A 14,892-nucleotide genomic window follows, 5' to 3' on the forward strand; every position below is an offset into this window, starting at 1 on the left:
TGTCTCAGGTACGCTCTATGATGGTGGCGATACCCATGCCACCGCCCACACATAGCGTGATCAGGCCACGTTTTAACCGGCGTGCTTCCAGTTCATCGATCAGATTACCCAGCAACATGCAACCGGTTGCTCCCAGAGGGTGGCCCAGGGCAATCGAGCCGCCATTCACGTTGACTTTTTCTTCCGGCACATTCAGATCTTTCATGAACTTCATGACGACGGCGGCAAAGGCTTCATTGACTTCAAACAAATCGATGTCTTCTATGCGCAGGCCGGCTTTGCCCAGTGCTTTCAAGGTGGCAGGGCCGGGGCCGGTCAGCATGATGGTCGGGTCCGTACCTGTCACTGCCGTGGCGACGATGCGTGCACGTGGGCTTAAACCCAGGCGTTTACCCATGACTTCGTTGCCTATCAGTGCCAGTGCTGCGCCATCGACGATGCCAGACGAATTGCCAGCTGTATGCACATGCTGTATGCGTTCGACTTGAGGATATTTGCGTATCGCTACACTGTCAAAGCCCATCTTGCCCGGCATCTCGAAAGAGGGTTTCAGCGCAGCCAGTGCGGCCATGCTGGATTGCGGCTTGATAAATTCATCTTCGGCCAGAATCACCAGGCCATTCAAGTCCCGTACCGGGCGCAGCGATGTGAAGCGTCCGGCAGCTCTGGCAACTGTCGCTTTTTGTTGCGAGCGCAAGGCAAAGGCATCCACGTCTTCACGACTGAAACCTTCCAGCGTGGCGATCAGGTCCGCTCCTATGCCTTGCGGTAAAAAATCGGTCTGCATGCTGGTCTGCGGGTCTGCTGCCCAGGCACCGCCATCCGACCCCATGGGCACACGTGACATGGATTCGACGCCGCCAGCCACGACCAGGTCTTCCCAGCCTGAACGTACTTTTTGTGCCGCCAGATTAACCGCTTCCAAACCCGAAGCACAAAAGCGGTTTAGCTGCACACCGGCCACCTGCCAGTCCCAACCGGCAGCAAGGGCAGCAGTCTTGGCAATATCTGCACCCTGGTCACCTATTGGCGTTACGCACCCAAGCACCACGTCGTCAATCAATGCTGTATCCAGTGCCAGGCGTTGCTGCATGTCCTGCATCAACCCGGATAGCAAGGACACAGGTTTGACGCTATGCAGCGAACCATCCTTTTTTCCTTTACCGCGCGGAGTGCGCGGCGCATCAAAAAGATAGGCTTCAGTCATTTTATCCTCCGGTGTGAGTGGACCGTGCAGGGCTTTTTTATTCTGAAGTGTAAGATGATACAATTATTAAATCAATTGCTTGATTAAATAATTTCAAGCTTGTACGCGAATTTACGTGATGCCGCAACACAGGAATTTTGATCCGGCAACCGGGTGGATGCAATGCCTTAGCTTGCCTTGTGCAACGAAACAACAAAGAACTGAATAATCATGACGCAAAACATTCTAGGCAATCCCGAATTCCAGCACATGCTGAAAATTGTTATTGAAGAAAAAATCCCCTTTTGTCATTTACTGGGTATGAAGCTGGACAGTTTTGACCCCGATACACCGCAACTGGGTATCGACATGCGCGAGCAATTGCTGGGCAATTTTTCCCAGGGCATGCTGCACGGTGGTGTGATTGCTTCTGTTCTGGATAGCGTGGCGGGATTTGCTATTTTGCTGAAAATGGCGCAATTAAGCCCGCAGGATGATGTGGCCGCGCAGATCAGGGAATTTGGCAAAATGAGCACGATAGACCTGCGCATCGATTATCTGCAGCCAGGTCGTGGCAAGCGCTTTGTTGCCACTGCTGAAGTCACCCGTCTTGGCAAGCGCGTCGCCAATGTATTGATGGATTTACGCAACGAAAAAGGTGAACGTATAGCGACGGGGGCTGCTGCTTTCATGCTGCATGGCCGTGCCTGATTGCCTTTCTTCGACATTCTTACTAGGATGGTATGAGTGAACTCGTTTGGAGATTGACATGAGCATACGTCTGGAAAAAGCCAATGGACTGGCGACCATGATATTCGACAATCCCGATAGCATGAATGTGATGGGCGTAAGCGAGATACGCAGCCTGAACCGGCTGACGGAAGAACTGGCAGACGACCACAGTATACGCGTCGTCATCGTCCGTGCTGAGGGCAAGGTGTTTGGAGCGGGTGGCGATATTGCCAGTTTTCGCCCGGGTGATCCAGCTTCGCCAGAAGCCATACGTGAAATCGGTGCTGAATTGAACCAGGCTATTTTGCGACTGCACAATTTGCCAGCCATTGTGATTGCTTCGGTCCATGGCGCTGTCGCCGGTGGCAGCATGGGCACCATGAATGCGGCTGATCTGGTGGTGGCTGCCAAGGGAACGCGTTTCAATATGGCGTATGCAAAAATTGGTGCCAGCCCGGATGTTGGTAATACCTGGTTTTTGCCCAGGCTGGTGGGCAACCGCAAGGCACTTGAATGGTTATTGTTTTCAGAAAATTTTGATGCAGATGAAGCACATGCATTTGGTCTTATCAATCTGGTGGTGCCACCTGAACAATTGAAAGATGTCACAGAAAAGCTGGCGCTACGGCTGTTGCGCGGGCCACATGAAACTTATGCCAGGATGAAGCGCTTGATTTACCAGGCAGAATCGACCTCTCTTGAGCAGCAGGTTACCAATGAAATCGAGGCGTTTGCTTCGGTCACGATGACGCCAGACTTTGCCGAGGGTGTATCGGCTTTTTTAAGTAAACGGCCCGCGCATTTTGGCTGCAAACTGAATTAGGGCGTTTTACAACTCCATAGCTGGGATGTGAGCCGTGAAAGTCACGGTCAAAATGGAAAATTGGGCTTAAAACCATTGTTTTTTTATGGTGCAGCATAGAAAATTGAAGTTTCCGTGATGGCTTTGTGTTTTATTTTACTTTTTCGCGAAATTCTGCGTATAATCATCCGGTCGTTGAGATTCAAAGTGGTAGTGCAGTATCAGTCTGTCATTTCTTACTTGGTTGAAACGATCTATCGGGCATATGCCCACATTAACTGAAATAGGAAATTGTAATGGCAACAGGTATTGTTAAATGGTTCAATGATTCAAAAGGTTTCGGCTTCATCACTCCAGATGAAGGCGGTGAAGATCTGTTTGCTCATTTCTCCGCTATCCAATCTAACGGCTTCAAATCTTTGAAAGAAAACCAACGCGTTTCTTTTGAAGTAACTACAGGCCCTAAAGGCAAGCAAGCTTCTAACATCCAGGCAATCTAATTAATTGCTGAATTGTTAGTTTAGTTTTGCACTAAAAAATCCCCGATTCGTCGGGGATTTTTTTTGCGCAAAATTTTTCCTGAAACAAAGATTTGCACAAGCTGGAAACTTATTTATACTCAAGCGGCAATGTATGTACTAAAGTTGTCCCTTATCAACATTCGAAATGAGAATCTTTGTATTCTTGTGCTCAACTGAATCGTGAAGTAAAAAAGGGAGAAGTCACAATGTTCAATCTGACAATCAGATTAAGACTGATAGGCACGATGGCTTTCATGGCAGTCATGCTGACTATTGGTGGTTTGATGGGTATTTATGGTGTTCATGGCAGCAATAGCGTCATCAAGGAATTATTTACCAATCAATTGCCGTCGGTTGAGGCTTTAGGACAATCCCGCGTTTACATCCTGCGTGCGCGCACATCTCTGGATCGCGCCATTGTGCATTCCGAGTTCCCTGATGCAGCAGAAACCATCAAGAAATCGGAAGAATACTTAAACCAGTCAGACATTTACTGGAAAAAATACTTGTCTTTGCCACAAAGCGCGGAAGAGAAAAAGATTTCTGATGAAGTTGCAGCCCTGCGTGACAAATACATCAAGGATGCACATCTGCCTATGTTTAATGCCATCAAGGCTGGCAATAAGGATGAGGCAGACAATATCAATATGAAGCTTGTGCCGCCAGCCTTTAGTGCATATTCGAACAAGATGGATGCATTGAGCGCCTATCAATTTACTGACGCTGCCGACGCATTGAAGCAAAGTGAGCAGGATTTTACTACTTTCGTATGGGTTGACGTGATCGGTGTATTAGGTGGGCTGTTTGCGGTATTTGTGTCTGCTTACTTCTTGCTGGCAGCGATTTCCCATCCGTTGAAACAGGCAATTACGCAGTTTGAAGCAATTGGCAATGGAGACCTGACACAACAACTCAGACCGGAATCCCGGGATGAAATGGGGCAACTGGTTTCGGCGCTGGAAAACATGCGCCAAAGCCTGATGCAGACGGTGATGATGGTACGTCAATCAAGTGGTTCAATCGCTGTGTCTTCAGAAGAAATTGCCACTGGTAACATGGACTTGTCCAGCCGCACTGAACAGCAGGCAGCCAGCCTGGAAGAAACGGCTTCGTCCATGGAGCAACTGACATCCACTGTCGAGCAAAATGCTGACAATGCGCGTCAGGCCAATACCCTGGCGTCGAATGCGTCTGAAGTCGCTACCAAGGGGGGGCAGGTAGTGGGCGATGTGGTCCACACCATGTCTTCCATCAAGGAAAGCTCGAAGAAAATTGTCGATATTATTGGTGTGATTGATGGCATTGCTTTCCAGACCAATATTCTTGCACTGAATGCCGCTGTCGAAGCTGCCCGTGCCGGTGAGCAGGGGCGCGGTTTTGCTGTGGTGGCAACGGAAGTGCGCAATCTGGCACAACGCTCGGCCAACGCAGCGAAGGAAATCAAGGAGCTGATCAGCAATTCGGTCGATAAAGTGGAAATTGGTTCCAGGCTGGTGGATGACGCTGGCAAGACCATGAATGAGATTGTCGTGTCGATTAAAAATGTTGCTGACATCATGGCTGAAATTACTTCTGCCAGTGTCGAGCAAAAAGATGGCATCAATCAGGTCAGTCAGGCCATTACCAAAATGGACGAAGCCACGCAGCAAAATGCCGCACTGGTGGAACAGGCTGCTGCCGCTGCCAGCAGTATGCGTGATCAGGCCAATAACCTCAATCATGCTGTCAGTATTTTCAAACTGGACGTGAAAGACAACGCAGCTGCCAAACCTGCAACGATCGCGCCCGCCAAAGCGGTAGTGAAAGAAAATCCGCTTGCCAAACGCCCGGCAGTTAAATCACTGCCTGCGAGCAAATCAGAAAAACCAATCAAGAAAGCTGCACCAGCAGCCCAGGATGACTGGGAAGAGTTTTAATCTGGTGTGAGAGATGCGCTAAAGATAACTGCTACCGTGCGTCCCTGCACGGTAGCTGATCGGGATTTAATCTGCTCGAACACCTGGCAGTGTTTTCCATATACCCAATAATTCCCTTAAAGCCTGTGGTTTATTTGTGGGTGTTGGTTTGTCTGCCTGATTCAGGCTATTGACCCCGTGGCAGGACGCGCAAACCCGCATTTCCCCACGTTGAAAAGTGATCCAGTTGCGTTCGCGGACCACGGCATTGCCAGCCGCATCAGTGGTTTGCCAGCTTAATGCCCGGCCAGCAGGCACAAAGGCGGCGGTAGAGCCATCACTGGCAATCCGTACGCTACCCATAGGGGCATGTGTTGTTACAGCATTATTCAATTTGGCCAGATCGCTGGGGGTTGCCAGCACACGTCTGCCGGCGCGATCAGGATAGGCGCGCAGCAGGTCTGCCTCAAATATCTGGAAATAGCTAATTGGATAAACCCTGGCTTGCGGACGGGTAGTGGAGATGGTTTTGCGCCCGCCTGGCACCTGAAGATTATATGGCTGCTGCAAATCAGCACGGTCACGGCTGGTCTGGTCGCGTGTCACGATAAGGGCCAGGTTATGGTCTAGCAACCAGGCACGCAAACGGCTTTCACTGATACCTTCTTCTGCCAGTACAGCACGTTCTGGTGCTTCCAGCAAGTCTGGGACGTTGTCTGTGATAGGGCGTGGACGCAGTTCAGTCGCTTCCAGTTCCCATAGCAGGCCCTGATAGTATTGGCGACCTTTGGCTGTCCACCAACTGAGCGATTTGCGTATACCGCTGGTCAATGGCTGCGCTGCCGTATACAGCCCGCTTGTTGTGTCCTGTTCCAGAAATTGCAGGCGCAAATCTGGCAAGCTTTCTTCTGCTGCCGGCGCGCGCGTGGTGGACGTGTGGCTCGCCACCAGTCTGCCATCTGACAGAGGCAGGGGATTGCGGAAGCGTCCACCGGGCAGGTCATCATTATTTGCCGTCGCAGTAATTGCAGTGATGCCGATATTTTCAGGATTTTGTCCGGGAGCCGCATATAGTTTCACCAGGTGGTTAGTGGTGTAAGCACCGGACTCTCTTGCGTTGGTCGCGTAATACACACCAGGGTGACGCGGATCTTCGCGGACATGGAATAGCCCACCTTCACGTCGCAAGGCAAGACTGTTGGCATGCAGGCTGTCATTCGTGTGGTTTTTTAAACCAGGGTCATCAATGAAACTGGGGATCATGAAGCCAAATGCCAGCTCATGCTGACCTAGATGATTCAAGGTTTCCTCGCCGGTACCATCCTGATTGATTTGCCAGATAGTGAAAAAATTACTGCGAAAAGCACTGACTTGGCCGTATGTGGATTTGCCGCCTGTTCTTGATTCTGGAAAGCTTTCAAGTCGCGTATTCAGGCGGGCAGCAGTGCTGCTTTCATCTGCGTAATTGAAAGACTGGAAGGGCGGGGCGAGGCCATTACTTTCGGCATCCCGGTCGCGGTCGGCCAACTGATCTTGCTGCAGATGGTCCCAACGGGTGAAGATGACACGGCCATAACTGTCTATGCTTGGGCTGAAAGCACCGCTGGGTGTATGGCTGAGCAACTTCAATGTTCCCGTGCGGGTATCCAGTCGCCAGATGCCTGTGATGCTTGGGGTAGCTTCATATTCATCCAATTGTGGATATAGATGTGCATGGCCATTCAGCGGGCGGTCAGAGGTAAAAATGATCTGGTCGTCGGCAGCATAAATCGGCGAGACATTATGGTAGTCCGGGTTTTGATGCGGCACTTTTTTGATGCGCGCTATCTCATGCTCACCCAGGCCACTGACTTCATAGATTTGCCAATGGCTTTTGTCTGTCTTGCCAGGTTGATCCGGTGCGCCCACCAGCATGCTGAACAGGGCTTTTTTACCGCCCCAGTGGGAAGAGGGTTCTCTCACCGCGATCGCTTTCGCCCCCTGAAAACCTGCCATACCCAAACCAGCCTCTCTGGTCAGGTTGCGTAGCTTGCCATTTGGGTAAAGTAGCATGAGGTCGCCACCGCGTGGTACTTGTTCAATGCTGCCAAGGTGATTGGCAAAGGCCGATAATCGTGCTGCTGTATCAGTCTGCACTGGCACCTGGGTCACGAACAAGATGGGATAGCTTACAGGTGCTTCATTGCTTTCAGGTGGGTTGATGCTGGCATGGCTGGTGGGTGTTGGCGCACTGTTGGGCGTATCCCCGGCAATGCTTGCCCTGTCTTCCTGGTGCGCGGCTTTGTCGCAGGCGGTCAGCAGCAGGCATAAGGCAAGAAGGTGGACGTAAAACATTTTTCAGTTAAATGGCAAAATCTCAATGTGCACAGATTGTAGCCTGATGATTCATGATACTTGAGCTTTTGGCAAATTTACGTCAATCTTGCAATATCGGTTGTGGCAATGCATACCATATGATTGCCGTGATGCTGATGCCGGGACAGGCGCAGGTTCAACAATGCGGGGCGATGATGCAGCAGGCAGACGATGGACATGAAATGAGACATCACAAAAGAAAAACATGGCAGCACTTGGCAAGCAGGGTTCTGCTTGCGGTTAATGTTGCCGTTGCCCTCGTTTCTTGCGGTGGTGGTGGCAGTAGTGGCAACAGCACTGGTGCCGTAATTCCACCTGATACGCAAGTCAATGGCCCGGCCTGGTCAGGCTTTGGACGCAATGCGCAACATGATGCGATTTCCGGCATTGCTACCCAGCCGCTGAGTCGCATACTGTGGCGCACCGGGGTTGACCTGGCACCGCAATATACATCTGGCGGTTATTTGCTGTATCACTATGGTTCACCAGTGATTACTGCAAAAAACACCGTGATATTACCGGTCAAGTCTGAAGCCAGCGATGTCTATCGTTTCGAAGCACGCTCGGGCAGCAGCGGCACATTATTGTGGTCGGTTGCCAGCGACTATGTCATGCCTGCACATCGCTGGACCCCCAGCTATAACCTGACGCTAACCAGCACAAATCGTCTGTATGCACCTGGCGCTGGTGGTAAAGTCTATTTTCGTGATGATGCAGACAGTAGCGCTTCCGTCACCCAGACCAGGGCGTTTTATGGGGATGCCGTTTATATTGCATCCAAGGCTGCCATGGATGCCGCCGTGTTTATCAACACGCCGATTACGGCAGATGCGCAAAATAATATCTACTTTGGCTTTATTGCTGCGACGGGCAACCCCGCTGGCCTCAGCAGTGGCATAGCCCGTATCAGTGCCGACGGCAAGGGTAGCTGGGTCAGCGCCCGGCAAAGTGCGGGCGACAGTAACATTACTAAAGCTGCAGGTAATAGCGCACCGGCAATCTCCACCGATCAGGCCACCTTGTATGTGGTTGTGAATGGCGATAGTGTCAGTGGTTCACGTCAGTCCGGTTACCTGCTGGCGCTTGACAGTACGACTTTGGCCGTTAAAAGCAAGGTATTGCTGAATGATCCGAAAGAAAAAACACCTGCCTTTGTCTCTGACGACAGCACGGCATCACCGACTGTTGGTCCAGACGGGGACGTGTATATAGGCGTACTGGAAGCAACATTAAGTACGCATAATCAGCGTGGCTGGATGTTGCATTTCAATGCGGACTTGTCCAGGAGTAAGTTGCCTGGGTCCTTTGGCTGGGACGATACTGCATCCATCGTTCCCGTCAGCACGGTGCCATCTTACAAAGGTAGTTCGCCTTACCTGATCATGGTCAAATACAATAACTATGCGCGTTCAGGTTCTGGCGATGCCAAAAACAAGGTGGCAGTGCTGGATCCTAATACTGCACAGCAGGACAGTATTTCTGACCAGCAGGTCATGACCGAAGTGCTGACCATACTTGGTGCCACGCCTGACCCCAACTGGCCGGGTGGTGTGTATGAATGGTGCATTAACACGGCAGCGGTTGATCCCTTTACCCGTTCCATCCTGGTCAATAGTGAAGACGGTTATTTGTATCGCTGGGATTTGACAACCAATACCCTGAGCGAAAGAATCAAGCTAACCAGCGGTCTGGGCGAATCCTATACCCCGACTGCCGTCGGACCGGACGGTGCAGTCTATGCGATCAATAATGCAGTCCTGTTTGCGCTGGGAAAATAAACATTCACGATTTTTTCCAGTAATTTGGCTGGCTGTAAGCGTGACGTAAAAAATCGATGAAGGCGCGTATGCGCAAGGGCAGGTGGCGGCGTTGGGCGAATATCGCATAGATATCATTGCCCGGCGCATTGAATTCATCCAGCATGGTGACCAGCTTGCCGCTTTCGATTTCTGCGCCCACTTCCCACATCGAGCGCCAGGCCAGGCCCTTGCCTGACAGTGCCCAGTCATGCAAGACTTCGCCGTCATTGCAGACCATATTACCTTCGACTTTCAACGTAACATTTTTGCCGTTCTGGCGAAAGGTCCAACCGCGCTGGCTACCATCGGCACTAAAGGCCAGGCAGTTGTGCTTGCTGAGTTCATCCAGCGTCTGTGGTGTGCCATGGCGCTTGATGTAGGCGGGCGATGCAACCACCACGCGCTTGTTGTCAGCCAGCTTGACGCCGATGAGATTGGAATCGGTTAGTGCGGCGATGCGTATCGCCACGTCTATGCCTTCACCAATCAAATCAACGACACGGTCATTCAGGCTCAGTGTCAATTTAACGTCGCGGTGTTCACTCAGGAAAGAGGGCATCAGTGGCGCCACATGCTGGCGGCCAAAACCCGCTGGTGCTGAAACGGTCAGCGTGCCACTGGCGCGGGCGCTGCGTTCAGATACTGCACCTTCTGCTGCTTCCAGGTCTGCCAGTATTCTTTGGCAATCTTCCAGAAAGGCTTCACCTTCATTGGTTAACGCCAGCTTGCGGGTGGTGCGTTGCAAGAGCTTGACGCCCAGACGTTCTTCCAGCGCATCCAGGCGACGGCCTATCATTGCGGGGGCCACGCCTTCTGCCCGGGCTGCTGCGGACAAGCTGCCACGTGTTGCCACTTCAGCAAAAGTCGAGATTTGTTTGAATTGATCCATGGCAGCCTGGCTGGTTAAATTTTCATTTGCAACTAAAATGAAAAGATGTAGTGATGAAATTCGATGATTATGTGATTTTATATTGAATATACTGCTTCCATGTTATTTGCGATTCAAATTTTTACAATCCATGCTTTTGATGCATTCTTGATACATTGACCGGAAATCATGCCCATATCAGCCATCGCCTTTGACGCCTACGGTACTCTGTTCGATGTGTATTCCATCAGTGAACAGGCGGACAAGCTGTTTCCTGGCAAGGGCCGGGCATTGGCAGAATTGTGGCGCGACAAGCAGATTGAATATACGCGCCTGCGTACCATGTGCAGTATGTACAAACCATTTTGGGAGGTGACGCAGGACGCCTTGATCTTCTGTTGCGAGAAACTGGGGCTGGAGCTGAGTCTGGATGCGCAAAATACCCTGATGGGCCAATATGCGCGCCTGCAGGCTTTTCCTGAAAACCTGCCAGTACTGCAAGAATTGCACAAGCAGGGTTTGAAGATGTCGATTTTATCGAACGGTAACTTACACATGCTACAGTCGGCTGTTGATGCGGCTGGCATGCAGGGCTTGTTCAGTCATTTGTTGTCGGTGGAAGTCGTCAAAAAATTCAAGACTGCGCCCGAGGCCTATCAAATGGCACCCGATGTATTTGGTGTGCCTGCAAAGAATATCCTGTTTGTATCCAGCAATTGCTGGGATGCCTGTTGTGCCACTTGGTTTGGTTACACCACATTTTGGGTCAACCGGCAAAACGCACCACTGGAACAGTTGGGCGTCACGCCGCATGGCGAAGGGCGCACGCTGCAAGACCTGATCGCGTTTGTTGAAAAACACCGCCACTGATTTCGTTTTACATTATTTTTCTGGAGACCATCATGACACAACTGACTTTACCCGAAGGCATGCAAATTACTGGCGAAATCAAGCCTGGCTTTGCCGAGATATTGACGCCGGAAGCCTTGGCCCTGGTTGCCAAACTGAGCCGTGCATTTGAACCACGCCGCCAGCAACTGCTGGCAGCACGTGTGGAACGCGCCAAGCGTCTGGATGCTGGTGAAACACCAGACTTCTTGCCAGAAACCCTGCATATCCGCGAAGGCGACTGGAAGATCGCGCCTATCCCTAAAGCACTGGAATGCCGCCGTGTGGAAATCACCGGCCCGGTAGAGCGCAAGATGGTCATCAACGCCTTCAACTCTGGCGCTGACAGTTACATGACTGACTTTGAAGATTCAAACACGCCAAACTGGGATAACCAAATCACTGGCCAGATCAATATGCGTGATGCCGTGCGCCGCACCATCAGCCTGGAGCAAAACGGCAAGTCTTACAAATTGAATGACAAGATCGCCACGCTAGTCGTGCGTCCACGTGGCTGGCACCTGGATGAAAAACATGTGCTGGTCGATGGCAAGCGCATCTCTGGCGGTATCTTTGATTTTGCCCTGTTCCTGTTCCATAACGCCAAAGAACAATTGGCACGCGGTGCTGGCCCATATTTCTACCTGCCAAAGATGGAGTCGCATCTGGAAGCGCGCTTGTGGAATGATATTTTCGTCATGGCACAAAATGAAACCGGCCTGGCGCAAGGTACCATCAAGGCCACAGTGCTGATTGAAACCATCGTTGCTGCTTTCGAGATGGATGAAATTCTGTATGAACTGCGTGAACATAGCTCTGGCCTGAACGCCGGTCGCTGGGATTATATTTTCTCTTGCATCAAAAAATTCAAGAACGACAAAGACTTTTGCCTGGCAGATCGTGCCAAGGTCACCATGACTGCGCCTTTCATGCGTTCTTATGCCTTGCTGTTGTTGAAAACCTGCCACAAGCGCAATGCGCCGGCGATTGGTGGTATGGCAGCGCTGATCCCTATCAAGAACGATCCAGAGAAAAACGACATCGCTATGGGTGGTGTACGCAACGACAAAGCCCGCGATGCAACGGATGGTTACGATGGTGGCTGGGTAGCGCATCCTGGCTTGGTTGAACTGGCGATGACAGAATTTAAAAAGGTATTGGGCGATGCACCTAACCAGATTTCCAAGCAGCGCCCTGATATCGAAGTCAGCGCCAAGGATTTGCTGAACTTCCAGCCAGAAACGCCAATCACCGAAGCGGGTTTGCGTTACAACATCAACGTCGGCATCCATTACCTGGGTGCATGGCTGGCTGGCAATGGCTGCGTACCTATCCATAACCTGATGGAAGATGCTGCAACGGCAGAAATCAGTCGTTCACAAGTCTGGCAATGGATACGTTCAGCCAAGGGTAATCTGGAAGATGGCCGCAAGGTTACTGCCGACATGGTCCGCGCCATGATTCCTGAAGAATTGCTCAAGGTCAAAGAAGTTGCCGGTACAGGTCCTACCTATGACCGCGCAGCGCAAATTTTTGAAGAGATGTCGACTTCAGAAAATTTTGCTGAATTCCTGACCCTGCCATTGTATGAAGAAATTTGATCAAAGACATCTTACGCTGATCTGATAGTGGCGAATTAAAAAAAGCGGACCAGTTGATGACTGGCCCGCTTTTTTGCATTTGGTACTGCTTTGGTACTGCTGTGATCAGTCGGCAAAGCGCTGTTGCAAATCCTCACCAGCAGGTTTTGTGCTGCTATCACCCAGCGCGTCGGATAATAGTTGTTCTGCCTGTTGATAGCAGGATTGATACACATCCCGGCACAACTGATAGGCCTTGCTACCCGCCCAGTTAGCGGGGCGCAATTCTGTTGGCAAGTGCGGGTCATGTAATTGCGTACGGCGGAAGTTGTGGATCAGCAGACTGCGTATGACAAAGGCGGCGGGTGCTGGCAGATCCTGATTGCTGATTAATTTAAGCAGGGGAGAAAAATTGTTGATGAATTCCTGGTAACTGGCATTGACTTCATTCAGTTGCCAGTGTGACTTGATCAGGGAGTGCAAGGGCTGGCCCTGCAATTGTTCATCATCTCTGGCACTGCAGATCAGCAATTGATCACGATAGCCTGTACGTTCCAGAATATCCTGCAAAGCCACCCTGTCTGCTTGTGGGTGAGCAAAGACGCCGGTATTGATCTGGCGGAAGCCTTCCCAGCTTAATTCCTTCTTCAACTGGTTTTTATTGCCGCTGCCTGCATCATTATTGCTGGCAATCAGCAAGGTCCAGTGGTTATCCCACGTAGGGGATTGTTGGGTGTACACCCTTTTATACGCATGCTGAAAACGGGCATAGGTAGCGCTTGCCAATTGATAGCTGCTGCGGCGGCCATCACGTTGTGCTTCCAGCCAGCCCTCATCGGTCAGCCTGAAAACGCTGGTGCGTACCAAGCGGTCACTGATGCCGAAATGGCCCATCAGCGTGATTAATTCCCCCAGCCAGATACTGCCGCCATGCGGTGCTATGGCATCGCCAAACACCGTCATCACCAATGATTTGGCGCGTGGCGGGTCTCTCGCTATGCATAGTTCTATCCAGTCCTGGATTTTTGCTTCATTTCGCATACGATACTTTTAGATTAAGAGGCAGATGATATCAGGCAGATTTTACCCAAGCCTGGCGCTGTGCATTCAAATTTACTGCCCGCTATTTTCATGGGTAAATACCTGTTTAATTTAAGTGATACAAAAAAATACTGACATTAATAAAAACTGTATCATATAATTGCTTGAGGCAGATCAAGGTTTTGTATTTTTACAAAGTACCCAGAAGAGGATGTTGTCATGTATGCGCAATTAGTGGAAACAGGTCTTGCAAAAGTCCGCACATCTGAAGAGTTAAGTGATGCAGAGCGTGCCTTTCAGGAAAGAATCGATGCCGGTATCCGCATCGAAGCCAAAGACTGGATGCCTGATGCCTACAGGAAAACCCTGATACGGCAAATTTCCCAGCATGCACATTCCGAAATCGTAGGTCAGTTGCCAGAGGGGAACTGGGTTACCCGTGCACCCACTTTAAAACGCAAAGCCATCTTGCTGGCCAAAATCCAGGATGAAGCAGGGCATGGCCTGTACCTGTACAGCGCCGCAGAAACCCTGGGGGTATCGCGTGATCAATTGCTGGATGATCTGCATTCCGGCAAGGCCAAATATTCCAGCATCTTCAATTATCCAACCTTAAGCTGGGCTGATATGGGTGCCATAGGCTGGCTGGTTGACGGGTCTGCCATCATTAATCAGATACCACTGTGCCGTTGCTCTTATGGCCCATATTCACGCGCCATGATACGGGTTTGCAAGGAAGAATCGTTTCATGCGCGCCAGGGTTACGACATCATGATGACACTGTGTCGTGGCACTCCAGAACAAAAGGCCATGGCACAAGATGCCCTGAATCGTTTCTGGTGGCCAGCGCTGATGATGTTTGGTCCGTCAGATTCGGCGTCAGTGAACAGTGCACAATCGGCACAATGGCGTATCAAGCTTTTTTCGAATGATGAATTGCGTCAGCGTATGGTGGACCAAACCGTGCCACAGATTGAATACCTGGGCCTGCAACTGCCTGACCCAGCCATCAAGTGGGATGAAGAACGCGGCCATTATGACTTTGGCGAAATCAACTGGGATGAGTTTTACCAGGTCCTGAAAGGCAATGGCCCCTGCAACCGTGAACGGCTACGTACCCGCGTCAAGGCTTATGAAGATGGGGCATGGTTCCGTGATGCGCTACAAGCACATGCAGACAAGCAGCAAGATCATAAAAAGAGTGCATAAAAATACTGGAGGCAGA

General features: G+C 50.8%; 12 protein-coding genes. 8 read left to right on the forward strand and 4 right to left on the reverse strand.

The features are described from left to right. Positions 1-4: 4 nt before the first annotated feature. The gene (locus tag AC1RVX_RS19480; protein WP_493218266.1) at positions 5-1,207 is read right to left on the reverse strand and encodes an acetyl-CoA C-acetyltransferase; all 1,203 of its coding nucleotides are present in this window, start codon (positions 1,205-1,207) and stop codon (positions 5-7) included. A gap of 210 nt (positions 1,208-1,417) precedes the next feature. On the opposite strand from AC1RVX_RS19480, the gene AC1RVX_RS19485 reads away from it, so the two are divergent. The 4 genes from AC1RVX_RS19485 to AC1RVX_RS19500 all read left to right on the forward strand — a co-directional run bounded on the left by AC1RVX_RS19485 (position 1,418) and on the right by AC1RVX_RS19500 (position 5,157). Then, positions 1,418-1,897, forward strand: coding sequence for a thioesterase family protein (locus AC1RVX_RS19485; protein WP_493218267.1), 480 nt, complete (start codon positions 1,418-1,420; stop codon positions 1,895-1,897). Positions 1,898-1,955: 58 nt separating this feature from the next. Further along, positions 1,956-2,741 (forward strand): enoyl-CoA hydratase/isomerase family protein, encoded by a 786-nt coding sequence (locus tag AC1RVX_RS19490; RefSeq protein ID WP_493218268.1) that lies wholly within the window; start codon positions 1,956-1,958, stop codon positions 2,739-2,741. A 275-nt stretch (positions 2,742-3,016) separates the two neighbouring features. After that, entirely contained in the window at positions 3,017-3,220 is a 204-nt protein-coding gene (locus AC1RVX_RS19495; RefSeq protein ID WP_007878889.1) for a cold-shock protein, read from the forward strand. 227 nt (positions 3,221-3,447) lie between these two features. Beyond that, positions 3,448-5,157, forward strand: a complete 1,710-nt coding sequence (locus AC1RVX_RS19500; protein ID WP_493218269.1) for a methyl-accepting chemotaxis protein — start codon at positions 3,448-3,450, stop codon at positions 5,155-5,157. A gap of 66 nt (positions 5,158-5,223) precedes the next feature. On the opposite strand, the gene AC1RVX_RS19505 is transcribed toward AC1RVX_RS19500, so the two are convergent. Beyond that, the gene (locus AC1RVX_RS19505) at positions 5,224-7,470 is read right to left on the reverse strand and encodes an HzsA-related protein (RefSeq protein WP_493218270.1); all 2,247 of its coding nucleotides are present in this window, start codon (positions 7,468-7,470) and stop codon (positions 5,224-5,226) included. 119 nt (positions 7,471-7,589) lie between these two features. Between AC1RVX_RS19505 and AC1RVX_RS19510 the strand changes: the two genes are divergently transcribed. Beyond that, on the forward strand, positions 7,590-9,269 hold the full coding sequence (locus tag AC1RVX_RS19510) for a hypothetical protein (protein ID WP_493218271.1): 1,680 nt from the start codon (positions 7,590-7,592) through the stop codon (positions 9,267-9,269). A gap of 4 nt (positions 9,270-9,273) precedes the next feature. Here the strand turns inward: AC1RVX_RS19510 and AC1RVX_RS19515 are convergent, their stop codons facing one another. After that, a complete protein-coding gene (locus AC1RVX_RS19515) occupies positions 9,274-10,179 on the reverse strand; it encodes a LysR family transcriptional regulator (RefSeq protein ID WP_493218272.1) in 906 nt (301 codons plus the stop codon). 165 nt (positions 10,180-10,344) lie between these two features. On the opposite strand from AC1RVX_RS19515, the gene AC1RVX_RS19520 reads away from it, so the two are divergent. Next, on the forward strand, positions 10,345-11,028 hold the full coding sequence (locus AC1RVX_RS19520) for a haloacid dehalogenase type II (protein ID WP_493218478.1): 684 nt from the start codon (positions 10,345-10,347) through the stop codon (positions 11,026-11,028). Positions 11,029-11,060: 32 nt separating this feature from the next. Then, positions 11,061-12,647 carry a malate synthase A gene (gene aceB, locus AC1RVX_RS19525; RefSeq protein ID WP_493218273.1) on the forward strand — a complete coding sequence of 529 codons (1,587 nt, stop codon included), beginning with the start codon at positions 11,061-11,063 and terminating at the stop codon, positions 12,645-12,647. A 105-nt stretch (positions 12,648-12,752) separates the two neighbouring features. Here aceB and paaX read toward each other — a convergent pair whose 3' ends face one another. After that, positions 12,753-13,667 carry a phenylacetic acid degradation operon negative regulatory protein PaaX gene (gene paaX / locus AC1RVX_RS19530; protein ID WP_493218274.1) on the reverse strand — a complete coding sequence of 305 codons (915 nt, stop codon included), beginning with the start codon at positions 13,665-13,667 and terminating at the stop codon, positions 12,753-12,755. A 219-nt stretch (positions 13,668-13,886) separates the two neighbouring features. Here paaX and paaA point away from each other — a divergent pair, with 219 nt between their 5' ends. Further along, positions 13,887-14,876: a 1,2-phenylacetyl-CoA epoxidase subunit PaaA gene (gene paaA, locus AC1RVX_RS19535; RefSeq protein ID WP_493218275.1), complete on the forward strand. Its 990-nt coding sequence runs from the start codon at positions 13,887-13,889 to the stop codon at positions 14,874-14,876. The last annotated feature ends 16 nt before the right edge of the window (positions 14,877-14,892 follow it).

The organism is Undibacterium sp. GW821-FHT11B02, assembly GCF_058808955.1.